Annotated in this window: 22 protein-coding genes; 9 read left to right on the forward strand and 13 right to left on the reverse strand. The window is 73.6% G+C overall.

From position 1 onward, the window contains the following. Positions 1-43 precede the first annotated feature (43 nt). The 3 genes from ACWD0J_RS00380 to ACWD0J_RS00390 are packed head-to-tail and all read right to left on the reverse strand — an operon-like array spanning position 44 to position 3001. A complete protein-coding gene (locus tag ACWD0J_RS00380) occupies positions 44-796 on the reverse strand; it encodes an SDR family NAD(P)-dependent oxidoreductase (protein ID WP_451493459.1) in 753 nt (250 codons plus the stop codon). A gap of 49 nt (positions 797-845) precedes the next feature. Next, complete coding sequence (locus tag ACWD0J_RS00385; protein WP_451493632.1) at positions 846-1760, reverse strand: TIGR03619 family F420-dependent LLM class oxidoreductase; 915 nt, start codon at positions 1758-1760, stop codon at positions 846-848. Between the two features lie 5 nt (positions 1761-1765). Further along, positions 1766-3001 carry an amidohydrolase family protein gene (locus tag ACWD0J_RS00390; protein ID WP_451493460.1) on the reverse strand — a complete coding sequence of 412 codons (1236 nt, stop codon included), beginning with the start codon at positions 2999-3001 and terminating at the stop codon, positions 1766-1768. 220 nt (positions 3002-3221) lie between these two features. On the opposite strand from ACWD0J_RS00390, the gene ACWD0J_RS00395 reads away from it, so the two are divergent. Then, positions 3222-6194, forward strand: a complete 2973-nt coding sequence (locus ACWD0J_RS00395) for a BTAD domain-containing putative transcriptional regulator (RefSeq protein ID WP_451493461.1) — start codon at positions 3222-3224, stop codon at positions 6192-6194. 213 nt (positions 6195-6407) lie between these two features. After that, a complete protein-coding gene (locus ACWD0J_RS00400) occupies positions 6408-6596 on the forward strand; it encodes a hypothetical protein (RefSeq protein WP_451493462.1) in 189 nt (62 codons plus the stop codon). Positions 6597-6678: 82 nt separating this feature from the next. Here ACWD0J_RS00400 and ACWD0J_RS00405 read toward each other — a convergent pair whose 3' ends face one another. Next, positions 6679-8277, reverse strand: a complete 1599-nt coding sequence (locus ACWD0J_RS00405) for a FadD3 family acyl-CoA ligase (protein ID WP_451493463.1) — start codon at positions 8275-8277, stop codon at positions 6679-6681. 94 nt (positions 8278-8371) lie between these two features. On the opposite strand from ACWD0J_RS00405, the gene ACWD0J_RS00410 reads away from it, so the two are divergent. Genes ACWD0J_RS00410 through ACWD0J_RS00420 form a run of 3 tightly spaced genes read left to right on the forward strand, consistent with a single transcriptional unit; the run spans position 8372 to position 10725 of the window. Next, positions 8372-9520, forward strand: a complete 1149-nt coding sequence (locus tag ACWD0J_RS00410; RefSeq protein WP_451493464.1) for a lipid-transfer protein — start codon at positions 8372-8374, stop codon at positions 9518-9520. A gap of 15 nt (positions 9521-9535) precedes the next feature. After that, positions 9536-9955 (forward strand): Zn-ribbon domain-containing OB-fold protein, encoded by a 420-nt coding sequence (locus tag ACWD0J_RS00415; RefSeq protein ID WP_451493465.1) that lies wholly within the window; start codon positions 9536-9538, stop codon positions 9953-9955. Then, positions 9952-10725 (forward strand): enoyl-CoA hydratase/isomerase family protein, encoded by a 774-nt coding sequence (locus ACWD0J_RS00420; protein ID WP_451493466.1) that lies wholly within the window; start codon positions 9952-9954, stop codon positions 10723-10725. Before ACWD0J_RS00415 ends, ACWD0J_RS00420 begins: the two co-directional genes overlap by 4 nt. 7 nt (positions 10726-10732) lie before the next feature. On the opposite strand, the gene ACWD0J_RS00425 is transcribed toward ACWD0J_RS00420, so the two are convergent. From ACWD0J_RS00425 to ACWD0J_RS00435, 3 genes are all read right to left on the reverse strand, one after another. Next, a complete protein-coding gene (locus ACWD0J_RS00425; protein WP_451493467.1) occupies positions 10733-11281 on the reverse strand; it encodes a hypothetical protein in 549 nt (182 codons plus the stop codon). Positions 11282-11304: 23 nt separating this feature from the next. Continuing rightward, on the reverse strand, positions 11305-13698 hold the full coding sequence (locus ACWD0J_RS00430) for a serine/threonine-protein kinase (RefSeq protein ID WP_451493468.1): 2394 nt from the start codon (positions 13696-13698) through the stop codon (positions 11305-11307). Between the two features lie 153 nt (positions 13699-13851). Further along, positions 13852-14604, reverse strand: a complete 753-nt coding sequence (locus ACWD0J_RS00435; protein ID WP_451493469.1) for a VOC family protein — start codon at positions 14602-14604, stop codon at positions 13852-13854. 134 nt (positions 14605-14738) lie between these two features. Here ACWD0J_RS00435 and ACWD0J_RS00440 point away from each other — a divergent pair, with 134 nt between their 5' ends. After that, positions 14739-15374 (forward strand): TetR family transcriptional regulator, encoded by a 636-nt coding sequence (locus ACWD0J_RS00440; protein WP_451493633.1) that lies wholly within the window; start codon positions 14739-14741, stop codon positions 15372-15374. 95 nt (positions 15375-15469) lie between these two features. Here the strand turns inward: ACWD0J_RS00440 and ACWD0J_RS00445 are convergent, their stop codons facing one another. Together ACWD0J_RS00445 and ACWD0J_RS00450 are read right to left on the reverse strand one after the other, a co-directional pair. Next, positions 15470-15940, reverse strand: coding sequence for a nitroreductase family deazaflavin-dependent oxidoreductase (locus ACWD0J_RS00445; protein WP_451493470.1), 471 nt, complete (start codon positions 15938-15940; stop codon positions 15470-15472). Further along, entirely contained in the window at positions 15937-17175 is a 1239-nt protein-coding gene (locus ACWD0J_RS00450; protein ID WP_451493471.1) for an acyl-CoA dehydrogenase family protein, read from the reverse strand. The genes ACWD0J_RS00445 and ACWD0J_RS00450 overlap by 4 nt, the downstream gene beginning before the upstream one ends. Positions 17176-17418: 243 nt before the next feature. Between ACWD0J_RS00450 and ACWD0J_RS00455 the strand changes: the two genes are divergently transcribed. The 3 genes from ACWD0J_RS00455 to ACWD0J_RS00465 all read left to right on the forward strand — a co-directional run bounded on the left by ACWD0J_RS00455 (position 17419) and on the right by ACWD0J_RS00465 (position 19792). Further along, entirely contained in the window at positions 17419-18588 is a 1170-nt protein-coding gene (locus tag ACWD0J_RS00455; protein ID WP_451493472.1) for a thiolase C-terminal domain-containing protein, read from the forward strand. Positions 18589-18674: 86 nt separating this feature from the next. Then, positions 18675-19100, forward strand: a complete 426-nt coding sequence (locus ACWD0J_RS00460) for a pyridoxamine 5'-phosphate oxidase family protein (RefSeq protein ID WP_451493473.1) — start codon at positions 18675-18677, stop codon at positions 19098-19100. 26 nt (positions 19101-19126) lie between these two features. After that, the gene (locus tag ACWD0J_RS00465; RefSeq protein ID WP_451493474.1) at positions 19127-19792 is read left to right on the forward strand and encodes a pyridoxine/pyridoxamine 5'-phosphate oxidase; all 666 of its coding nucleotides are present in this window, start codon (positions 19127-19129) and stop codon (positions 19790-19792) included. Positions 19793-19810: 18 nt separating this feature from the next. Here ACWD0J_RS00465 and ACWD0J_RS00470 read toward each other — a convergent pair whose 3' ends face one another. Genes ACWD0J_RS00470 through ACWD0J_RS00485 form a run of 4 tightly spaced genes read right to left on the reverse strand, consistent with a single transcriptional unit; the run spans position 19811 to position 22275 of the window. Further along, the gene (locus ACWD0J_RS00470; protein ID WP_451493475.1) at positions 19811-20713 is read right to left on the reverse strand and encodes a GNAT family N-acetyltransferase; all 903 of its coding nucleotides are present in this window, start codon (positions 20711-20713) and stop codon (positions 19811-19813) included. Between the two features lie 52 nt (positions 20714-20765). Beyond that, the gene (locus tag ACWD0J_RS00475) at positions 20766-21395 is read right to left on the reverse strand and encodes a GNAT family N-acetyltransferase (RefSeq protein ID WP_451493476.1); all 630 of its coding nucleotides are present in this window, start codon (positions 21393-21395) and stop codon (positions 20766-20768) included. Between the two features lie 23 nt (positions 21396-21418). Next, entirely contained in the window at positions 21419-21829 is a 411-nt protein-coding gene (locus ACWD0J_RS00480) for a Zn-ribbon domain-containing OB-fold protein (RefSeq protein WP_451493477.1), read from the reverse strand. After that, positions 21826-22275: a DoxX family protein gene (locus tag ACWD0J_RS00485; protein WP_451493478.1), complete on the reverse strand. Its 450-nt coding sequence runs from the start codon at positions 22273-22275 to the stop codon at positions 21826-21828. The genes ACWD0J_RS00480 and ACWD0J_RS00485 overlap by 4 nt, the downstream gene beginning before the upstream one ends. Positions 22276-22486 lie beyond the last annotated feature (211 nt).

Consider the following 22486-nt stretch of genomic DNA (forward strand, 5'->3'; position numbering starts at 1 on the left):
CGGCCACCGGGAGCGTCAATAGCTGACGGGCCGTCAGCTCACGTCAGCCGACGCTGACGCCCGCCAGCCAGCCGCCGTCGATCACGAACGGCTGCCCGGTGATGTAGGAGGAGTCGTCGCAGGTGAGGAAGAGCGCGAGGCGGGCGACCTCTTCGGGTCTGCCGATCCGGCCGAGCGGCACGAGCTTGCGGTACAGCGCGTCCACGGCCCCCTCGGCGGCGCCGCCCGGATCACTCATCGCGGTGTCGATCGCTCCCGGGCACACGGCGTTGACCCGCACCCCCTGGCCCGCCAGCTCCAGCGCGGCCACCCGGGTGAGCCCGATGATCGCGTGCTTGGTGGCCGCGTACGCCCCCACGTACGCCATGCCGGTCATCCCGGTGTACGAGGCGGTGTTGACGATCGTGCCGCCGCCGGCCGCGGCGATCCGGGGCGCGGCGGTCTTGATGCCGAGGAAGACCCCGACCTGGTTGACCTGCACGATCCGCATGAACTCGGCGAGGGGCGTGTCGACGAGGGTGTTGAAGCGCAGGATGCCGGCGTTGTTGACGAGCCCGTCGACGCGGCCGTACGCGTCGGTGGCGGTCCGCAGCGCGGCCTGCCAGTCCTCCTCCCGGCCGACATCGAGACGCACGTACAGCGCGCCGATCTCCTTCGCGAGGTCCCGTCCCCGGTCGTCCAGCACGTCCGCCACCACGACCTCGGCGCCCTCCTCCCGGAACAGCCGGGCCTCCTGCTCCCCCTGTCCGCGTGCCGCGCCGGTGACGAGGACGACACGTCCGTCCAGCTTGCCCATACGGTCTCTCCTGTTCGGGTCTGTCCAGGTCTTCCCGGGCCCGTCCGGATCACAGGTGCGGGGCGGTCTCGGCGCCGAACGCGGCGATCTGGTCGGTGAGTTCGGCGCGGCTGCGGCTGCGGAAGCGGACCTGGATCTGGCGGACGCCCATCGCGCGGTAGGCGCGCAGCGACTCGGCGAGTTCCTGCGGGCCGCCGGTGAGGGTCCTGCGGCCGACGTCCCAGGCGGGGGTGCCGACGTACAGCGGCTCGGCGATGGCACCGACGGTGAAGGGCCCCTGGACGGCGTGCTGTTCGCGCAGTTCCCGGATCCGGTCGATCTGTGCGGGCAGCCGCTCGCGCGGGTCGCCCTGCGGCAGCCAGCCGTCGCCCTTGAGCGCGGCCCGGCGGACCGCGGCGGGCGAGGAGCCGCCGACCCAGAGCGGCACGTGGGCCTGGGCCGGGCGGGGGCGCTGGCCGAGGTCCTGGAAGTCGTACCGCTTGCCGTGGTGTTCGGGGTACTCGTCGGGCCCGAGGGCGGCGCGCAGGGCGTCGATCGTCTCGTCGAGCACCGCCCCGCGCCGCCGGAAGTCGGCCCCGAGCGCCTCGAACTCCTCCGGCACGTGCCCGGCCCCGACCCCGAGGACGAGCCGCCCGCCGCTCAGGTGGTCGAGGGTGGCGTACTGCTTGGCGGTGAGCAGCGGATGGCGCAGACCGACGACGGCGACATGGCTGAGCAGCCGGACCCGCTCGGTGGCGGCGGCCAGGAAGGCGAGGGTGGCGACGGGGTCGTACCAGACCGTGCTCATCGCGGGCGCGAGCCGGCGCGGGACGGCGACGTGGTCGCAGCAGGCGACGTACGCGAATCCGGCGCGGTCGGCGGCGCGGGCGACGGCGACCAGGTCGGCCGGGCCCGCGCCGGTCTCCCAAGGCTCGGTGTAGAGGGTGGACCGGGACTGGACGGGGAGCTGGATGCCGTACTCCAGGCCGGTCACCGCCGCCCGCCGGTCCACAGGCCGTCCGGCGTCAGCCCGAGCAGGCCGATGGCGTTGCCCCGGACGATCCGCTCCACCACGTCCGCCTCCAGGTGCCCCATCTGGGCCTCGCCGACCTCGCGGGACCTGGGCCAGGTGGAGTCGGAGTGGGGGTAGTCGGTCTCGTACAGGACGTTGCCGACGCCGATCGCGTCGAGGTTCTGGAGGCCGAAGGCGTCGTCGAAGAAGCAGCCGTAGACGTGCTCGGCGAACAGTTCGGACGGCGGGCGGTGGACCTTGTCGGCGACGCCGCCCCAGCCGCGGTTCTCCTCCCAGACGACGTCGGCGCGCTCCAGGATGTACGGGATCCAGCCGATCTGGCCCTCCGCGTACATCACCCGCAGGTTCGGGAAGCGCTCGAACTTGCCGCTCATCAGCCAGTCGACCATCGAGAAGCAGCAGTTGGCGAAGGTGATCGTGGACCCGACGGCGGGCGGGGCGTCGGCGGAGGTGGAGGGCATCCGGCTGGACGAGCCGATGTGCATGGCGACGACCGTGCCGGTCTCGTCGCAGGCGGCGAGGAAGGGGTCCCACTCGTCGGTGTGCACGGAGGGCAGGCCCAGGTGCGGGGGTATCTCGGAGAAGGCGACGGCACGGACACCGCGAGCCGCGTTGCGGCGGACCTCCGCGGCGGCCAGCCCGGCGTCCCAGAGCGGGATGAGGGTGAGGGGGATGAGCCGGCCGTGGGCCCCGGGGCCGCACCACTCCTCCACCGTCCAGTCGTTGTAGGCCCGCACGCACAGCAGGCCCAGCTCGTGGTCCTTCGCCTCGGTGAAGGTCTGGCCGCAGAAGCGGGGGAAGGTCGGGAAGCAGAGCGCGGACTGGACGTGGTTGACGTCCATGTCGGCCAGGCGCTGCGGGACGTCGTAGGAACCGGGGCGCATCTGCTCGTAGGTGATGACTTCGAGCTTGATCTCGTCCCTGCTGTAGCCGACGGCGGTGTCGAGGCGGGTCAGGGGCCGGTGCAGGTCCTCGTAGACCCACCAGTCGCCCAGGGGGCCGTCGTCGCCCGGCCGGCCCATGACCGGCTTGAAGCGGCCGCCGAGGAAGGTCATCTCCTTCAGCGGCGCGCGGACGATCCGGGGCGCGGTGTCCAGGTACTTCCTCGGGAGGCGGTCCTGCCAGACGGTGGCGGGCTCCACGGTGTGGTCGTCGACGGAGATGATCGGCGGGAGCGGGGTGTGGGTGTCCATGGCGCTCACGGTAGCGCTGAACTGACGGATCGTCAGCTGCCGGCCGGCCGCCTCCGCCGGGCGTCACGGAGGCGGGATCCGTCCGTCCGGGAGCGGAGATCGTGTGAGGGCCTCGTGGACTCCCGTGCGCCGCCCTGTGATCGGCGTCTCCCACGGCTGACGCATCTGCCATGAACAAGGCAAACTGGCGTCGTTGCTCACGTGTTCTAGGGGGACGGCGATGGACGGTGTACCGCAGGTACCGGAGGTACCGCGCGTACCGGAGCAGAGGCGTCCCGGCTCCGCACCGGAGTCGGCGGCGCTGCGCTTCGGCGTGCTCGGCCCGGTGCGCGCCTGGCGCGCAGAGGAGCCGCTGAGCACCGGCTCCCCCCAGCAGCGCGCGCTGCTGGCCGCCCTGCTGCTGCGCGAGGGCCGCACGGCCACCGCGGCCGAGCTGATCGACGCCCTGTGGGGCGAGGAGCCGCCCTCGCAGGCCCTGGCGGCGGTCCGGACGTACGCCTCCCGGCTGCGCAAGGTGCTGGACCCCGGGGTCCTGGTGAGCGAGTCGGGCGGGTACGCGGTGCGCGGCCTCGGCGAAGGCGCCCTGGACCTGACCGTCGTGCAGGACCTGGCGACCGAGGCGGAGAAGGCGAAGAACTCCGGGGACCTGTGCCACGCGCGGGACCTGCTCGGCCGCGCGCTGGCGCTGTGGGACGGGGAGGCGCTGGCGGGGGTGCCGGGCCCGTACGCGGAGACACAGCGGGTGCGCCTGGAGGAGTGGCGCCTGCAACTGCTGGAGACCCGCCTCGACATGGACCTGGAGCAGGGCTGCCACGCGGAGGCGGTCTCCGAGCTCACGGCCCTCACGGCGGCCCACCCGCTGCGGGAACGCCTGCGCGAACTGCTGATGCTGGCGCTGTACCGCAGCGGCCGCCAGGCCGAGGCGCTGGCCGTGTACGCCGACACCCGGCGCCTGCTCGCCGACGAGCTGGGCGTCGACCCGCGTCCGGGGCTGAAGGAGTTGCAGCAGCGCATCCTGCGGGCGGACCCCGGCCTGGCGGAACCGCCGACGCCGGTCGCCGAGCCCGCGGTGGTCGCGGTACGGCCGGCGCAACTCCCGGCCACCGTACCCGACTTCACGGGACGGACCTCCTTCGTCGCGGAACTGAGCGAGGTGCTGGCCTCCGCCGAGGGCCGGGTGATGGCGGTGTCCGCGCTGGCGGGGATCGGGGGCGTCGGCAAGACCACGCTCGCGGTGCACGTGGCCCACCAGGCCCGGGGGGCCTTCCCGGACGGGCAGCTGTACGTCGACCTCCAGGGGGCGGGCGCCCGGGCGGCCGAACCGGAGACGGTCCTCGGGTCCTTCCTGCGCGCCCTGGGCACGGCGGACTCGGCGGTCCCCGACTCCCTGGAGGAGCGGGCGGCGCTGTACCGCTCGGTGCTGGACGGCCGCCGGGTCCTGGTCCTGCTGGACAACGCCCGGGACGCGGCCCAGGTACGCCCCCTGCTGCCGGGCACGGAGGGCTGCGCGGCGCTGGTCACCTCACGGGTGCGGATGGTGGACCTGGCCGGGGCCCAGCTGGTCGACCTGGACGTGATGTCCCCGGACGAGGCGCTGTCCCTGTTCACGAAGATCGTGGGCGAGGAGCGGGTGGCCTCGGAACGGGAGGCGGCCCTGGACGTGGTGGCGGCGTGCGGCTTCCTGCCACTGGCGATCCGCATCGCGGCCTCCCGCCTGGCCGCCCGGCGCACCTGGACGGTCTCGGTGCTCGCGGCGAAGCTGGCCGACGAGCGGCGCCGGCTGGACGAACTCCAGGCCGGTGACCTGGCGGTGAAGGCGACCTTCGAACTCGGCTACGGCCAGCTGGAGCCGCCCCAGGCCCGGGCGTTCCGGCTGCTGGGCCTGGCGGACGGGCCGGACATCTCCCTGGCGGCGGCAGCGGCGGTGCTGGACCTCCCGGTGGAGGAGACCGAGGACCTGCTGGAGTCCCTGGTGGACACCTCGCTGCTGGAATCCGCGGCTCCCGGCCGCTACCGGTACCACGACCTGGTCCGGCTCTACGCGCGTGCGTGCGCGGAACGCGACGAGGAACCGGCCGGCGAGCGGGAGGCGGCGCCGGCCCGGCTGCTGGACTTCTACCTGGCGACGGCGGCGGGGGTGTACGCGATCGAGCGGCCGGGTGACCGGCTGGTCGATCACCTGGCACCGACGCGGTACCCGGGGCTGCGGTTCCCGGACGGCCGAGCCGCACGGGACTGGCTGTACACCGAGGCGCACTGCCTGCTGGCCTTCGCCCGGCAGTGCGCCGGCAGGCCGGACGCCCTCCGGCGCGCCATCGACCTGCTGTGGGCCGCCCTGGACATCTCCGAGTCGGGCGCCAACTCCCGGGAGTACGAGGCCACCGCGCGGGCACTGCTGGAGGCCGCACGACAGGTCGACGTACCGCAGGTCCAGGCGCGCGCCCTGATGACCCTGACCCACGCGCATGTCGACGGCGGCCGGTTCGACCTGGCCGACCAGGAAGCGGAGCAGGTCATACGCCTCGCCGGGGAGGCCGACGACCTGCTGCCGGTCTGCTGGGCACGCAACGCCCGGGGAATCATCGCGCTGTACCAGAACCGCAACGCGGACGGTGAGGAGCACCTCTCGCAGGCCATCGAGCATTTCCGGACGCTGGGCGACCGCCCGGGCGAGGCCAGCGCACTCTGCAACCTCTCCCGCATCCGCCTGGCGACCGGGCTGACCCAGAGCGCCGTGACCCTGGCCCGGCAGGGCATCGAGATCTACGACGCCATGGGGAACTCGATGCGGGGAGCGAACGGCCGCTACGCCCTGGGAATGGCGCTCACGCAGAGCGGGGAGCTCGACCAGGCGACCGGCAGGCTCCTGGAGGCGCTGGAGGTCTTCCGGGAGAGCCGCCAGCGCCTGTGGGAAGGCATGACCCTCTTCCGTCTCGCCGAAGTGGACATCGCCGCGCAGCGCTACGCCGGCGCGGCCACCAACTCCGAGATGGCGCTCACCGTTCTGCGCGGCATCGGGGGCGAATGGCGGCGCGGCAACGTCCTCACCGTTCTCGGTCACGCCCTCACCGGCATCGACCAGACGGACCGCGCCCAGGTCTGCTGGCGGGAGGCTCTCCGGATCTACGAAGACCTGGACTCCTCGGAAGCCGTGGCAGTGCGGCAGTTGCTGACCTCCGTGCGGGCGGCCTGAACCCCCGGTCGGGCGTTCATCAATCGTTTATCGGCGGGCTCCATCCTCTCCTTAGTCGATCCGTCGCGTCGGGGGGCAGGCGGGTCACTGCAGTGGGTCTCGCCCCCACGAACTAGGGTGAGCGGCCCACGAAGGCCCGTCCGGGCACCACGGGGGAGTGACCGGACGGGCCCTTGCCGATCCACAGACGAACAACCGACGGGAGCCAGGGACATGAGCGACGAGCCGGTCATCAAGCCGCAGGACATGCACGCCACCGGGACGACGGGAACCGAGGCCGCGGCCGACGCCGCCAAGACCGCCGCCGGTGACCTGACCACCCAGGACATGCATGCCACCGACGAGCCCATCACGACGAAGGACATGCACGCGACGTCGGAGCCCATCAAGCCGACCGCGTAAGTCCTCCCGCACGGGGGACCGGCCGCGGCGGCGCGGAGGGGGAGCCGTCGCGGCCGAGGTGTGTCCGGGGCCGGTCCGCGCCCTACCGTGCCCGCAACTCCCCCTTGACCACCTTCCCGCTCGCATTGCGCGGCAGTTCCGCCACGAACTCCACCGACCTCGGCACCTTGTAGTTCGCCATCTCGCGGCGGGCCCAGGCGATCAGGTCGTCCGCCGTGGCGAGTGCGCCGGGGCGCCGGACCACGTACGCCCTGCCGACCTCGCCGAGCCGGGTGTCCGGGACGCCGATCACCGCGACGTCGGCCACGTCCGGGTGCAGACCGAGGAGTTGCTCTATCTCCGCCGGGTACGCGTTGAAGCCGCCGACGATGAACATGTCCTTGATCCGGTCGGTGATGCGGAGGTTGCCGGCCGGGTCCAGGACGCCCACGTCGCCCGTGCGCAGCCAGCCGTCCGGTCCCAGGACCTCCGCCGTGGCCGGCTCGTCCTCGTAGTAGCCGCGCATCACGTTGAAGCCGCGCACCACGACCTCGCCGGGGGTGCCGGCCGGCACCGGCCGGCCGCCGGCGTCCACCACGCGCACCTCCGTGCCCGGGATCGCGCGGCCGGACGTCGACGCGACCACCGACGGGTCGTCGCCGCGGCGGCACATCGTGACGATGCCGCTCGCCTCCGAGAGGCCGTAGGCCGTGAGGACCGTCTCCACGCCCAGTTCGCCCCGCAGCCGTTCGACCAGCCGCAGCGGGACCACCGCCGCGCCCGTCACCACCAGGCGCAGCGCCGACAGGTCGTGCGCGTCCCGGGCCGGGTGGTCCAGCAGGGACTGGTGCAGGGTCGGCGGGCCCGGCAGCACCGACACCCGCTCCGCCGCGATGTTCGCCAGCACCGTGTCCACGTTGAACACCGGCTGCGGGATCATCGTCGCGCCCCGCATCAGGCAGGCGATCACCCCCGCCTTGTAGCCGAAGGTGTGGAAGAAGGGGTTCACGATCAGGTAGCGGTCGCCCCGGGCCAGCCCCGCCAGGTCGGTCCAGATCCCGTACGCCCGCAGGGTCTGCGCGTGGGTGATCACCGCGCCCTTGGGGCGGCCCGTCGTACCGGACGTGAAGACGATGTCAGAGGGCCACTCGGGGCGGACCGCCGACGCCCTCGCCCGTACCTCCGCCGCTCCGGCCCCGTCCCCGCCCGCCAGGAACTCCTTCCAGGTGCGGAAGTCCGCCGGGGCGTCGTCGGACAGGACGACCACCTCGCGCAGGGCGGGCAGTCCCGGCAGCGGACCCTCGCCCGGCCCCTCCCCCGCCGCCCGCCGCAGCGACGCCACGTACGACGTCCCGAGGAACGTGCCCGTCACGAAGAGCAGTCGCGCCCCGCTCCTGCCCAGCACGTCCGCCGCCTCCGCGCCCTTGAAGCGGGTGTTCAGCGGCACCAGGACCGCGCCCGCCGACACCGCGCCGAGGGCCGAGACGATCCAGTCGAGGGAGTTCGGGGCCCACAGGGCGACCCGGTCGCCCGCCCGCACCCCGTGCACGGCGCAGGCCGCCGCCGCGCGCTCCACCCGGGCGCCCAGGTCGCCGTACGAGATCCGGGTCCGGCCGTCCGCCACCGCCTCGGTGTCCGCGTACCGTTCGGCCGCCGACCGGACCAGGCCCGGGATGCTTCCCCACTCCACGTCTGCCCGCACGACCGGCCTCCCGCCCCTTACTGACGTTCCGTCAGATTAGCTGTAATCTGACGGACTGTCAGCCGCCGCGCTCGCCCGGGGAGGTACGCCCAGCATGGCCGGACTCAAGGACGCCACCGCGATCGTCGGCATCGGACAGACCGCCTTCGCCAGGCGGCTGGAGGAGGACGAGAGGACCCTCGCCTGCCGGGCCGTCCTCGCCGCCCTCGACGACGCCGGGATCGCCCCCGGCGAGGTCGACGCCGTCGCCTCCTACACCATGGAGGAGACCGACGAGGTGGAGCTGGCGAAGGCCGTCGGGTTCGGCGACCTCACCTTCTTCGGCCGCGTCCCCTACGGCGGCGGCGGTTCCTGCGCCACCGTCGCGCACCTCGCCGCCGCCCTCGCCACCGGGCAGGCGACGGTCGGGGTCGCCTGGCGGTCACGCAAGCGGGGGTCCGGGCCTCGCCCGTGGACCAACACCACCGTCCAGCTGCCCACACCCGCCCAGTGGACCCGGCCCTTCGGGCTCCTGCGGCCCGTGGACGAGATCGCCATGCTCGCCCGCCGCTACCTGCACGAGACCGGCGCCACCCGGGACCACCTCTTCAACGTCGCCCTGGCCTGCCGCAACCGGGCCAACCAGAACCCCGCCGCGATCATGTACGACCGCCCCCTCACCCGCGAGATGTACATGACCGCCCGCTGGATCAGCGAGCCCCTCTGCCTCTTCGACAACTGCCTGGAGACGGACGGGGCGCTGGCCTGCGTGCTCGTCAGCAGGGAGCGCGCCCGCGACTGCCGGCACGCCCCCGTGTACGTCCACTCCGCCGCCCAGGGGCTGCCCGCCCAGCACCACGGGATGGTCAACTACTGGAACGACGACCCGCTCACCGGTCCCGCCTGGACCGCCGCCCGGCACCTGTGGAAGCACGCCGACTTCACCCCGCAGGACGTCGATGTCGCCCAGATCTACGACGCGTTCACCGCTCTCGTGCCGCTGTCGCTGGAGGGGTACGGCTTCTGCGGCCGGGGAGAGGGCGGGGCGTTCACCGAGGGCGGCGCCCTGGAGACCGGCGGGCGGCTGCCCCTGAACACCGGGGGCGGCGGGCTCAGCGAGGCGTACGTCCATGGCTTCAACCTGATCAACGAAGGCGTGAAGCAGCTGCGGGGGACCAGTACCGCCCAGGTGCCGGGAGCCTCGACCTGCCTGGTCACCGCCGGGGAGGGCGTCCCGACCTCCGCGCTGCTCCTGAGGACCTGAGGAGTTGACCGACCCGTGCTGACCCCCGTCACCGATGCCGACGGCGCCCCCTTCTGGCGGTACGCCGCCCAGGGCGAGCTGCGCGTCCAGTCCTGTGCCGACTGCGGCGAACTCCGCTTCCCGCCCCGGCCCTGCTGCCCGAACTGCCAGTCCTTCGCGAGCGAGTGGCGTCCGGTGTCAGGGCTGGGGCGGGTCTGGTCCTACGTCGTCCCGCATCCGCCGCTCCTGCCCGCGTACGCGGCGCAGGCGCCGTACAACGTCGTGCTCGTGGAGCTGGCCGACGCCCCGCGCATCCGGCTGGTGGGGAACCTGGTCGCCGCGGCCGGCGCCCGTCTGGACTCCGTCGATCCGCGCGGGATCCGCATCGGCGCCCGGGTGCGGGTCGTCTTCGACAGCGCCACCGGGCTGCCCCAGTGGATTCCGGAACGCCCGTGAACGTCCAGGTCGCCCCCGACAGGGACACCGGTGTCGCCGTCGTCACCCTCGACCGGCCCGAGCGGCTCAACGCCATCGACCTCGCCATGGCCGCGGAACTCCGTGTCGTATGGCGGAAGTTGCGGTTCGACGACTCCGTGCGGGCCGTCGTCCTCACCGGGGCCGGGGAGCGGGCGTTCTGTACCGGGATCGACCGGGACGCCGTGGTGCCGCAGCCGAACTCGCCCTACATGCAGGACGATCCGCTGCTCACCGTCGGGCCGAAGGCCAACGATCTGTGGAAGCCGGTCGTCGCGGCCGTGGAGGGGATGGCGTGCGGGGGCGCCTTCTATCTGCTCGGGGAGGCCGAGTTCGTCGTCGCGGGCACGACCGCCGCCTTCTTCGACCCGCACACCACGTACGGCATGGTCAGCGCGTACGAGTCGGTGCTGATGACGCAGCGGATGCCCTACGGGGAGGTCGCCCGGATGGCGCTGATGGGCACGGCGGAGCGGATCTCCGCGCGGCGGGCCCACGATCTCGGGCTCGTCTCCGAACTCACGGAGCCGGGCCAGGCGTTGGCGGCGGCGACCACCTGCGCGGCCGTCATCGCCGGGCATCCGGCCGAGGCCACCCAGGGGACCGTCCGTGCGCTGTGGGCGGCGAAGGAGGCGGCGCGTGCACAGGGGTTCGCGCAGGCGCCGCATCTCATCTCGCTGGGGAACCTGCCCGCCGAGCGGCAGACGGAGCTGTTCGCCGGGCGGCGCGGCGGGAGGTTCCGGCTGCGTTGAGCCTCCGTCACTCCGCCGGCGCGTACAGGTCCGGGTCGCACCGGTCGACCTGGGAAGCCAGACCCGGCCGGCCCAGGGGCACCCGCACCGTCGCCGCGTCGTTCGCGGCGACGAACTCGTCCACGCTCCGCACGTCCACCTGCTCGGAACCGGCGTCGAGGAACCTGACGGTGACGGTGAAGGAGTGGCCCGTGGAGTTCGGGTTGGTGACCTCCACCGTGGCGTAGGGGTCGGCCTCCGTCACACAGCTCACCAGCTCGACCCGGGCGTCCCGCACGGAGGTGGAGGTGCTCCCGGAGGTGTTCCCGGAGGAACTGCCGGAGGAAGTGCCGGTGTCGTCGTAGTCGTCGTAGTCGTCATCGTCGTGGTACGTGCCGCCGCCCGACGTCGAGGACGAACTGCCGTGATCCTGGCTGGAGCTGCTACAGCCCCCGCCCCCGCCCCCTCCGCCGTCACCGCTGCCGCCGTGACCGCGCCCCGAAGAGAATCCGGTGAGCGACAGCACCACCAGTGCCGCCACCGCTGTGAACTTGAGCCTTCGTCCCCGTAGTTGCATGCCGGCACTCTACGCAACCGCTGTCAGGTGGTTCGCGCCGTCCCCGTCCCCTTCTCCGCGTCCAGCGCGTACACGCACCGGTCCTTGCTGCACGCGTACACCACTCCGTCCTTCACGACGGGGGAGCCGGTGATCTCGCCGCCGGTCGCGAGTTTCCAGCGCAGGCGGCCGTCGTCGGCCTTGAGGGTGTACAGCAGGTGGTCGGTGGAGCCGAAGTGGATACGGCCCTCGGCGACCGCGGGGGCGCCCACGATGTCGCCGCCCGCCTGGAAGCGCCACTTCGGGGTGCCGGTGACGGCGTCCAGGGTGTAGAGCCCCTTGCCGCTGCCCACGTGCACGTGCCCGGCGGCCACCAGGACCGAGTCGACGGACGACCGGGCCTCGGTGGCGATGCGCCAGCGGTCGCGGCCGTCGGTGGCGTCGAGGGCGTAGACCGTGCCGAGGTAGTCGGCGAGGTAGATGCCGCCGCCGGTCACCGCCGGCCCCGGCACGAAGGTCGGCGGGCACAGGAAGACCGCCGGTGCCTCGAAGTGCCAGCGGACGTGCCCGCCGGCCGCGTCCAGCGCCAGCACCCGGGTTCCCGCGGACACGTACACACAGCCGTCCTGGGCCGGTGTCATCCGTACCGGCACGCCGCCGCAGGAGGCCGTGTCGCCGACCGGGTACGACCAGCGCTCGTCGCCCGTGCGGGCGTCCAGGGCGCGCAGCCGGGCGTCCTGCCAGACGTACACCGTGCCGTCGTGCAGGGCCGGGCCCGCCTCCAGCGACTCGAAGTCCGTCTGGCAGCCGGTGACCTCCCACAGCTTGTGGCCGTTGGAGGCCTCCCAGGCCTGCACCCCGCCGCCGCGGGTGCCGGTGATCACGGTGCCCCGTTCGGCCTTCAGGGAGTACACCCAGGCCTCGGTGGACAGCCGCCACAGGTCGCCGCCCTCGCGGGCGTCGAGGGCGAACAGGGTGGGTCCGTCGGAGGCGTGGACACGGCCGTCCGCGACCGCCATCGACCAGGCCACGTCCCGCGTCTTGAAGCGGCGGCGACCGGTGGCCACGTCCAGGGCGTGCACCTCGAAGGAGGTGACGTAGACCAGGTCGCCGGCCACCGACGGGGTGCCCCAGACGTCGTTCGACATGCGGAACCGCCAGGGCCGCCAGCCGCTCGCCGTCTCCGGGGGCGGCGCGGGCGCGGCGGGGACGGCGGGGCCCACGGCAGGGTCTGTGCCGTTCACGCCGGGGCGGGGCTTGGACCAGGAGGCGACCAGGCCGGCCTCCGGCGGGGGCGCCTTCACGGCGGCGGCCCGGGCGTCGGCGACGCGCGGTCCGGGCCCGATCGGCACCTGGGCGCCCGCGAGGCGCACCGGGCCGGTGTCGGGAGCGCCGACGGAGACGGCCGGGCCGGACAGCGGGGACGGCACCGGGCCGGGGCCGGGTGCCGGGACGACGGGGGCGTGGGACGGCGGGGGCGGCAGGGGGGCGGCCCGGCCGCCGCCGCTGCGGCCGCCGCTGTGCGCGGGCTTCGGCGCGGGCCGGCCGCCGCGGCGGGTCTCGATCATGCTCACCGCCCGCTCGGGCAGCCACGCCGACGCCGTACCGCTGTCGTCGGAGCCGGAGCCGAAGAGGTGGGGGGCCAGCTGGGCCTGGAGGTCGGCCGGGTTGGGGCGGGCGGTCGCCTCCATCTGCATGCAGGACTCGATGAGCGGGCGCAGCTCGTCCGGGAGGCCTTCGAGGTCCGGGCCCTCGCGCAGCAGCATGAAGACGGTCTCGACGGGATTGGCGCCGTGGAAGGGCGGGTGTCCGGTGGCGGCGAAGACCAGCATGGAGCCGAGCGAGAACACGTCGCTCGCGCCGGTGACGCTGCGGGAGTCCTTCGCCTGCTCGGGGGACATGTAGGCGGGGGTGCCGACGGCGACGTTCGTCATCGTCAAACGCGTATTCGAGACGCCGGACGCGATACCGAAGTCGATCACCCGGGGGCCGTCCTCGACCACGAGGACGTTGGACGGCTTCAGATCCCGGTGCACCAGCCCGGCGCCGTGGATCGACTGCAGCGCCTCCGCCACACCGGCCGCCAGCCAGCGCACCGCCTGGGCCGGGAGCGGCCCGCACTCGTTCACTATTTCCTCTAGCGAGGGCGCCGGGACGTAGGCGGTGGCCAGCCACGGCACGGCCGCGCGGGGATCGGCGTCGACCACGGCCGCCGTGTAGAAGCCGGAGACCGCGCGGGCCGCCTCCACCTCCCGGGTGAAGCGGACGCGGAAGAGCTGGTCCTCGGCGAGCTCCGTGCGGACCGTCTTGATCGCCACGCGCCGGCCGGACGCCGAGCGCGCGAGATAGACCAGCCCCATACCGCCGGCGCCCAGCCGTCCCAGCACCTCGAACGGCCCGATCCGCCGCGGATCGTGCTGCGTCAGCTGATCCACCACTTGCCTGCCACCTCCCCGTACGAGCCGCGCCACCCACATATGTACGCGACCCCGTGCAGCGTCTCACCACCGCACCGCCGTGGCGGCACGCACCCCGATTCTTCCTGGCCGGAGCGCCGCTGGCGAACCTGAGGACAAATGGGGTGTCTCACATCAATACACGATCGCGCGTCGTTCCAGGAGCGCGAACGACGCCCCTTGATTGTCCGTGACGACCGCCACCTTTCCGTACGACGTCATGAAGGGCCGCGCCTGGACCCGCCCGCCGAGCCGGTGCACCGTGCCGAGCGCCTCCTCGCAGTCCGCCACCGCGAAGTGGACGAGGAAGTGCGGCGGCATCTCGGCCGGGAAGACGTCGGAGACCGGCGCACGGCCGAAGTCGGGGTGGGCCCCGGGCCCGAAGAGGGCGTCGTGGAAGAGCCCGCCGTAGAAGGTGTTGGCGGCCTCGGTGTCGCGCGCGTACAGCTCCGCCCAGGCGAAGGTGCCCGGCTCGTGCCGGCTGCCGAAGCCGGTGTGGGTGCCCGGCTGCCACAGCCCGAAGACGGCGCCCTCGGGGTCGGTGACCAGCGCGGCCACCCCCAGCTCGCCGACCGGCAGGGGCGCGGTGACGACCTGGCCGCCGGCCGCCCAGACCCGGTCGGCCAGCCCCTCGGCGTCCGGGGTGGCGAAGTACACCGTCCAGACGGTCGGCAGGCGGCCGTCCGTCTTGCGGGCGAGCGCGGCGACGGGCTTGCCCGCGCGGTGCGCCCATACGGAGCCGCCGTACGCGTCCTGGAAGGTCCACCCGAAGAGCTCGCCGTAGAACCGCTTGCCCGCCTCGACGTCCGGAAGCTGCGCGTCCACCCAGCAGGGGACGCCCTCCGGGTAGGCGTCCTCTTCGAACCCCGATGCCCTGTTTTCGGCCATGCCGCCAACGTAATGGCGTCTCGCGCACCCCGCAGACCAGGCACACCAGTCCCGGCACCCCCGTGCACCCCATTTGCAGTCGGCCGAATCGCGCTCCCATCACCCCTCGGTAAGCTGACGTCATGACAGGACAAGTGCGTACCGTCGACGGTCGCGTGGCCGGCCGGCGTGGGCAGGCGACCCGGCAGAAGCTGCTCGACTGCCTCAGCGAGATGCTCAGCTCCTCCCCCTACCGGGACGTCAAAGTCATCGATGTCGCCCGGAAGGCGGGCACTTCGCCCGCCACCTTCTACCAGTACTTCCCGGACGTCGAAGGCGCCGTCCTGGAGATCGCCGAGCAAATGGCCGCGGAGGGCGCCGGGTTGACCGAGCTGCTCGCCGGCCGCTCCTGGGTCGGCAAGGCCGGCTGGCAGACCGCGCAGGAACTCGTCGACGGGTTCCTGGAGTTCTGGCGCCGCAACGACGCGATCCTCAGGGTCGTCGATCTCGGGGCCGCCGAGGGCGACAAGCGGTTCTACAAGCTCCGTATGAAGATCCTGAACTCGGTGAACAACTCCCTCTCGGACGCGGTCGCCGAACTCCAGGCCAAGGGCCGGGTCGACAAGGACGTGAACCCGGCTGCCGTCGCCGGGTCGATCGTCGCGATGCTCGCGGCCGTGGCCTCCCACCAGAAGGGCTTCCAGACCTGGGGCGTGAAGCCGGCCGAACTCAGGCCGAACCTCGCGCTGTTGGTGCACCTCGGTGTGACCGGGAAGAAGCCCACCAAGTAACTCCGGGTTCCAAGTCCTGTCAGGCAGGCGGTGGTTCACCCGTGTGAACCACCGCCTGCTGCTGTGCCGGCCCGGCGGCGGCCCCTCCCACCAGCTCACCTCCGCACGATCCGGAACAGCCGGATCTCCCGCTCCACCCGCGCCTGGTACGTCGCGTACGGCGGCCAGAAGGCCAGCACCGCCTTCCAGACGGCCGCCCGCTCCTCCCCCTCGAGGAGCCGGGCCGTGACGGGGATGTCCCGCCCCTTCCAGCTGACCGTGGCGTCCGGACGGGCGAGCAGGTTCGCGGTCCAGGCCGGATGACCGGCCCGCCCGAAGTTGGATCCGACCAGGATCCAGCTCGCCCCGCCCTCCTCCGGCACGCAGGCCAGCGGGGTCCGCCGGGCCAGCCCGGTGCGCGCGCCCGTCGAGGTGAGGACCACGCCCGGCAGCAGCTGCGCGCTGAGCAGCACCCTGCCCCGGGTGAGCCGGTGCACGGCCCGGTCCAGAGCCGGGATCACATACGGGGCGACCTTGGCGAAGCCCGGGGCCGAGGACACCTTCTGGATCACTCGTACGCCGATCACACCCGCCCCTCCTGACCTGTGAGGAGCCGGGCCGCCCGCGCCGCGTGCGCCCGCAGCCGGTGCGCCGGCCCGAACAGCAGCTCGTCGCCGCAGGCCCGCTTGAAGTAAAGGTGAGCCTCGTGCTCCCAGGTGAAACCCGTGCCGCCGTGCAGCTGGACCGCCTCCGCGCCGGCACCACGCGCCGCCTCCAGGGCCTGCGCCAGGGCGAGGGCACCGGCTTGTCCTCCCGTCTCCCGCCCCCGCCCGTCCCGCGAGTCGCCGCGCGCCGCACTTCCCGGCACGGGCGCCGAGGCCCACGCCGCGTAGTACGCCGCCGAGCGCGCCGCCTGCACCTGGACGTACACGTCGGCGAGCCGGTGCTGCACCGCCTGGAAGGACCCGATCGGCCGCCCGAACTGCTCGCGCCGCCGGACGTGCCCGACGGTCCGGCCCAGCACCTGGTCGGCGGCCCCGACGGCCTCGCAGGCGAGAAGGGAGGCGACGGTGTCCCCGGTCCCGGCGAGGGCACTCAGGACGTCCGCCCCGTCCTCGCCGAGCAACGCGGCCTCCACGTCCCGGAGTTGCAGCCGCGCCTGCGGCCGGGTCGCGTCCAGCGCGGTCTGCCGTACGCGGACGAGTCCCCCGGCGTCCCCGGACACGAGGAAGAGCAGGGTCCGCGACCGGGCGAACCCCCCGGCGTGCGCGGCGACCACCAGCAGCCCCGCGCTGTGCCCGTCGAGCACCTGGTCGGCCTGTCCGTACAGCCGCCAGCCCTCCCCCGCCCGCCGGGCCTGCACCCCTCCCGCACGGCCGCCGCCGGCCCACTCGCCGCCGTTGTCGCCGGTCAGCGCGAGCGCGGTGGCGAGGCAGGGGCCGGGTACGGCGAGCGCGGCGGTGAGCGCGCCGGAGGCGATCCGCGGGAGCAGCCCGGTGCGCTGGGCCTCCGTCCCCAGGCCGAGCAGGAGGGGAGCGACGAGGCCGGCGGTGGCCAGCAGCGGGGAGGGGGCGAGGAAGCGGCCCGTCTCCTCGCAGGCGAGGGCGAGCTCGGTCACCGAGCAGCCGACGCCGCCGTACGCCTCGGGCAGCGCGAGCCCGGGCTGACCGAGCTGCCCGGCGAGGGCGGCCCACAGGGCGGGGTCGTGCCCGGCCGGGGTGTCCGCGGCGGCCCGCACCTCGGCGGGACCGCAGCGCTCGCGCAGCAGGTCGCGCAGGGTGCGGCGGATCCCGTCCTGCTCGGCGGTGAGGTCGGTGTCCATGGGGGCCTTCTCCTTCGCCGCCGACGGTCCGCCGGATGGTCCGCCGGACTCCTGCTCCGCCCTGTTCCCGCTCCGCCCCGTTCCCGCTCCGCCGGGCTCGCGCCCGCCGCTCGCTCCCCCGGCGTCACCTCTCACTGTATCTGACGGACCGTCATATTAGGACGGCGAGGCGGGAATGCCCAGAGGTACGGCACCTGGTACGGCACCTCTACGGCCGACGCCATCTGATGTACCGTCAGTTTCATGACGCGCTCCCGGAAAGTGGCGATCGTCGGTGTCTCCCTCTCCGACTGCGGCCGCGTGGACGACGCCACCGCGTACGCCCTGCACGCCCAGGCCGCCCGCCGCGCCCTCGCCGACGCGGGACTGGACCGGGAGGTGGTCGACGGCTTCGCCTCGGCGGGCACCGGCACCCTCGCGCCCGTGGAGGTCGCCGAGTATCTGGGCCTGCGCCCCACCTGGGTCGACTCCACCTCCGTCGGCGGCTCGGCCTGGGAGGTCATGGCGGCCCACGCGGCGGACGCGATCGCCGCCGGCCACGCGAACGCGGTGCTGCTGGCCTACGGCTCGACCGCCCGCGCCGACATCAGGGCCGGGCGGCGGACCGGCGACCTCTCCTTCGGGGCGCGCGGACCGCTCCAGTTCGAGGTGCCGTACGGGCACACGCTGATCGCCAAGTACGCCATGGCGGCCCGCCGCCACATGATCGAACACGGCACGACCGTCGAGCAGTTGGCACAAGTGGCGGTGCAGGCCCGGGCGAACGCCGCCCTGAACCCCGAGGCCATGTTCCGCGACCCGGTCACGGTGGACGACGTCCTGTCCGGCCCGATGATCGCGGACCCCTTCACCAAGCTGCACTGCTGTCCGCGCTCCGACGGCGGCGCGGCGGTCCTGCTGGCGGCCGAGGAGTACGTACAGGACTGCCGTACCGCGCCGGTGTGGATCCTCGGCACCGGGGAGCACGTCTCGCACGCCTCCCTGTCCGAGTGGGCCGACTTCACGGTGTCCCCGGCGGCGGTGAGCGGCCGGCTCGCCTTCCGGCGGGCCGGGGTGCGCCCGGCGGAGATCGACTTCGCGGAGATCTACGACGCGTTCACGTACATGACGCTGGTGACCCTGGAGGACCTCGGCTTCTGCGCGAAGGGCGAGGGCGGGGCCTTCGTGGGGAAGGGACGGCTGAAGGTGGCGGGCGGCGAGCTGCCGGTGAACACCGACGGGGGCGGGCTGTCGGCCCAGCACCCGGGGATGCGGGGGCTGTTCCTGCTGGTGGAGGCGGTACGGCAGTTGCGCGGGGAGGCCGGGGACCGGCAAGTACGGTGCCGTGACGGGGAGTTGCCCCGGCTGGGGCTGGCGTCCGGGACCGGCGGCTGGTTCTGCTCGGCGGGGACCGTGGTGCTGGGGCGGGGCTGAGAACACGACCGTCGCGGCGGAACACGCCTGCCGCGGCCGGTGTTGTGATGGTCGACGAACGCCCGAGCCGCCCGGAGGAGACCGACATGGCCCTGTCCCGTGAAGAGCGCGAGCAGTTCCTGGCCGAGCCGCACATCGCCGCGCTGGCGGTGGACGCGGGAGCGGGGCGCGCTCCGCTCACCGTGCCGATCTGGTACCAGTACGAGCCCGACGGCACCGTGTGGATCATGACGGCGCGCGACTCCCGCAAGAACCAGCTGATCAGTGCGGCGGGCCGGTTCACGCTGATGGTCGACCGGGTCGAGCCGACCCTGCGGTACGTGTCGGTCGAGGGCCCGGTCGTCGGCACCGACCCCGCCACCGTCGAGCAGCTGCGGGAGATCTCCGCCCGCTACCTCCCGGCCGAGAAGGTGGACGGCTATGTCGATGTCGCCTGGAAGGAGTACGGCGAGCAGGTGGTCGTCCGGATGCGGCCCGAGCGCTGGGTGTCGTCCGACCTCGGTGCGGTCTGAGGCGCGCGGCGCGTGACAATCGGGGCATGGGAACGGATCTTCATGAGCTGCTGAGGTCACTGCGGGTGTGGGACCCGGAGGTCACCGCGCTGCCCTCCTTCGACCCGGACACCGCCCCCGACGAGCCCTTGGCCCTCTTCACCTCATGGTTCGCCGAGGCCGTCGCGGCGGGGCAGACCGAGCCGCACACCATGTCCCTCGCGACGGCGGACGAGGAGGGCCTGCCGGACGTACGGATCGTGATGCTGCACGGTGCCGACGCGGACGGCTGGTCCTTCGCGACCCACGCCACCAGCCGGAAGGGCGGCCAGCTCGCGGCCCGCCCGCAGGCCGCCCTCGCCTTCTACTGGCCGGTGCTGGGTCGCCAGGTGCGGGTCCGCGGCCCGGTCACCGCGGCGCCCTCCGGGGAGGGGCAGGCGGATCTGCACGCCCGCTCCACGGGCGCGCTGGCGGCCGCCCTCACCGGCCGGCAGAGCGACGTACTGGAGTCCCTCGACGCGTTGGCGCACGCCTCGCGGACCGCCTGGGAGCGGGCGCGGCGCGAACCGGACGCCCCGGTGTCCTCCTGGACGCTGTACCGGCTCCGGCCGCGGGAGGTCGAGTTCTTCCAGGGGGACGAGCGACGGCGGCACGTCCGGCTGCTGTACCGGCGCGGGGAGGGCGGCTGGGCCCGGCACCTGCTGTGGCCGTGAGCCGTGCCCGCCGGGCCGCTACCGCCCGGACTCGCGCACCGGGCCGTCGCGCACCTCGACGTCGTACGCCTCGAAGTCGTACACCGCGAAGTCGGCGACCGGCCGGTACCCGATCCGCTGGTACAGCCCGTTGCTGGTCGGGTTCGCCAGGTCGGTGAAGAGCAGCACCTCGTCCGCGCCCGCGTCCCGGGCCGCCCGGCTGACCTCGGCGGTGACGGCACCGGCGTAGCCCCGGCCGCGCAGCGGGGCCGGGGTGTAGACGGGGGCGACCCGGACCTGCCCGGCGGCCCGCACGGTCACCCCGGCCATGGCGACGGGGGTGCCGTCCGGGGTCTCCCAGAAGGTGACACCTCCCCGGGCGATCTTCGCGTCGGCCCAGGAACCCGCGCCGGCGCCGGGCTCCCCGACGACCTCGGCGAACTCCTCGTACCACGTGATGAGTTGAGGGCGGTCGGCCTCGGTGGCGATCCGGGCCCGCCCCTCGGGGGCCGGCCCGGGCGCGGTCAGCGTGCCGAGCCGGTAGAGCCGTTGACGCTGCCGGAGGGCGGGGGCGGCGCCGGTGCGGGCCTGCCAGGCCGCGGCGAAGGCGGCCGCCGTCTCCCGGTCCGCGCCCACGCCGGGCAGCGGCTGACCGATGCCGGCGAGGTGCGCGGCGAGGGAGGCGGCCTCCTCGCCGGTCAGGGCGGTGAGGTTCAGCCGGTGGGGCGGGGTGCGGAAGTAGGCCGCCCGCACGGTGCCGTCCCGCTCCAGCATGCCGTAGACGGGCGGCTCGTCGCCGTACGCCCGCGGTCCGCGGGTGCGCAGGTTCTCGGTCACCGTCAGCGCGACGGTGTGCGCGGCGGGCCGGGAGCGCAGGAAGTCTCCGGCGCGGCGCAGAAAGTGGTCGAGGTCCTCGGTGCGGTGCCAGTGGTCGGGGCGCATGCCTCATGGTCGGGTACGGGGGCGGGGCATCGCCCGTGGTTTTCCGCGCCGGCTACCGGTCCGTGGCCGGCTCCGGGTCCATGACCGGCTCCGGGTCCGTGGCCAGCCGTGCGTGCAGGTGCATGTCCCGGAACGCGTCACGCCGGCCCGCCTCGAACATCGCGCCCCGCAGGGTCCCCTCGTACCGGAATCCGCACCGCTCGGCGATGTGGCAGGAGGTGTCGTGGCCGACGGCGTGGTCGAGTTCCAGGCGGTGCAGACCCAGCTCGGTGTGGGCCCAGTGGGCGGCGAGGGCCAGCGCGCGGGTGGCGACCCGGCGGCCACGCGCCTCGGGGAGCACCCAGTAGCCGACGCGGGCGACGCGCAGGTCGGGGTGGATGCCGTTGACGCCGATGTGCCCGAGGGCCGTCCCGGTGCCGGCGTCCGTCACGCAGTACGACGCCGAGGTGCCGTCCGCCGCCTGCGCGGCCCTGGACAGCAGCGACTCGCGTGCGCCGGCGAAGTCGGTGACCGGCCGGATCGGGGTGTTCCAGCGCCGGAACTCCGGGTCGCCGAACCCGCGCAGCCAGGTGGTGACATCGGCGTCGGAGTCGGCGTCCCAGGCACGCAGGAGCAGTCCGTGGCCGCGCAGGTCCGGGAACGGGGACGGGGATGCGCGGTGGTGATCGTCGACGTGGGTCATCCGGTCATTGAAGCGGCTCGGTCTCACCGGCGGGGGCGGAAGACCGGCACCACCGGCGTCCCGTCCCGGAAGGCGACCTCCAGCTCCAGGCCGGCCCGCAGCTCGTCGTGCGCGCACTCCACGAGCTCCGTCGTCATCCGGGGGCCCTCGGCGAGGTCGACGACGGCGGCGACGTACGGGGTGCGTCCGTCGAAGGGCGGCAGGTCGTTGCGGTGCACGACGGACCAGGTGTAGAGCGCGGCCCGGCCGCTCGCGGGTTCCCAGGCGACGTCCTCGCTCCAGCAGTGCGGGCAGAACTCGCGCGGGTAGTGGTGGGCCCGACCGCACGCCCCGCAGCGCCGCACCAGCAGCCGGCCCCGCGCGGCGGCGTCCCAGTAGGCGCGGGTGAGGGCGTCCGGCTCGGGGAGGTCGTACCGAGGGGAGGCGGCGCTCACGGGAACAGCCCCAGGGCGCCGTCGACCGACCACTCCTGCCACGCCATCGCGAACAGGGCCACCAGGGAGATGAGGGCCATCATCGCGTTCTGCCCCTGCTCGGCCCAGTCGTGGATCATGAGGGTGAAGTAGAGGACGTTGAGCAGCAGGCCGCCGACGAGGGCGAGGGGGGTCAGGAAGCCGAGGACCAGCCCGAGTCCCAGGGCGAGTTCGGCGTAGGCGACGACGTACGCCATGGTCCTCGGGCGCGGGGTGACGACCACGGCGAAGCCGCTGCGTACGGCGGTCCACCGGTGCTTGGCGGCGATGTCCGCGGCCCAGGTGATCCCGCCGCCCTCGAACCAGGTGCTCTTGTCCTTGTGCCGCCAGCTCTCCAGCCACCACAGCCCGAGTCCTATGCGCAGCACCGCCAGCCACTGCGCACCGGTGAGCCAGATCGTGTCCATGGATCTGACGGTACGTCAGATGCCGGGGCTCGGGAACCCCGCGCCGCCCGCGGAGGGACCCTGTGCGCTCCCTCTGAATCTGTGGGTCCACCATGAATCCCAGAGATTGTTGGCAATTTTGTTGGCATCACGTCTACGTTCGGAGTGCAAGCACACCGGAATCCGAGGAGTCCAGATCGTGAAGCACAGGGCAGTCAAGCGCAGGAGCGTC

It is taken from the genome of Streptomyces sp. NPDC003011, assembly GCF_053591515.1.

Coding starts and splice junctions, on each gene's coding strand:
- ACWD0J_RS00380 (WP_451493459.1), bottom strand. CDS start 796: ATGGGCAAGCTGGACGGACGTGTCGTCCTCGTCACCGGCGCGGCACGC.
- ACWD0J_RS00400 (WP_451493462.1), top strand. CDS start 6,408: ATGAGCGACGAGCCGGTCATCAAGCCGCAGGACATGCACGCCACCGGG.
- ACWD0J_RS00460 (WP_451493473.1), top strand. CDS start 18,675: ATGGCCCTGTCCCGTGAAGAGCGCGAGCAGTTCCTGGCCGAGCCGCAC.
- ACWD0J_RS00395 (WP_451493461.1), top strand. CDS start 3,222: ATGGACGGTGTACCGCAGGTACCGGAGGTACCGCGCGTACCGGAGCAG.
- ACWD0J_RS00450 (WP_451493471.1), bottom strand. CDS start 17,175: ATGGACACCGACCTCACCGCCGAGCAGGACGGGATCCGCCGCACCCTG.
- ACWD0J_RS00455 (WP_451493472.1), top strand. CDS start 17,419: ATGACGCGCTCCCGGAAAGTGGCGATCGTCGGTGTCTCCCTCTCCGAC.
- ACWD0J_RS00390 (WP_451493460.1), bottom strand. CDS start 3,001: ATGGACACCCACACCCCGCTCCCGCCGATCATCTCCGTCGACGACCAC.
- ACWD0J_RS00425 (WP_451493467.1), bottom strand. CDS start 11,281: ATGCAACTACGGGGACGAAGGCTCAAGTTCACAGCGGTGGCGGCACTG.
- ACWD0J_RS00485 (WP_451493478.1), bottom strand. CDS start 22,275: ATGGACACGATCTGGCTCACCGGTGCGCAGTGGCTGGCGGTGCTGCGC.
- ACWD0J_RS00465 (WP_451493474.1), top strand. CDS start 19,127: ATGGGAACGGATCTTCATGAGCTGCTGAGGTCACTGCGGGTGTGGGAC.
- ACWD0J_RS00410 (WP_451493464.1), top strand. CDS start 8,372: ATGGCCGGACTCAAGGACGCCACCGCGATCGTCGGCATCGGACAGACC.
- ACWD0J_RS00435 (WP_451493469.1), bottom strand. CDS start 14,604: ATGGCCGAAAACAGGGCATCGGGGTTCGAAGAGGACGCCTACCCGGAG.
- ACWD0J_RS00475 (WP_451493476.1), bottom strand. CDS start 21,395: ATGACCCACGTCGACGATCACCACCGCGCATCCCCGTCCCCGTTCCCG.
- ACWD0J_RS00470 (WP_451493475.1), bottom strand. CDS start 20,713: ATGCGCCCCGACCACTGGCACCGCACCGAGGACCTCGACCACTTTCTG.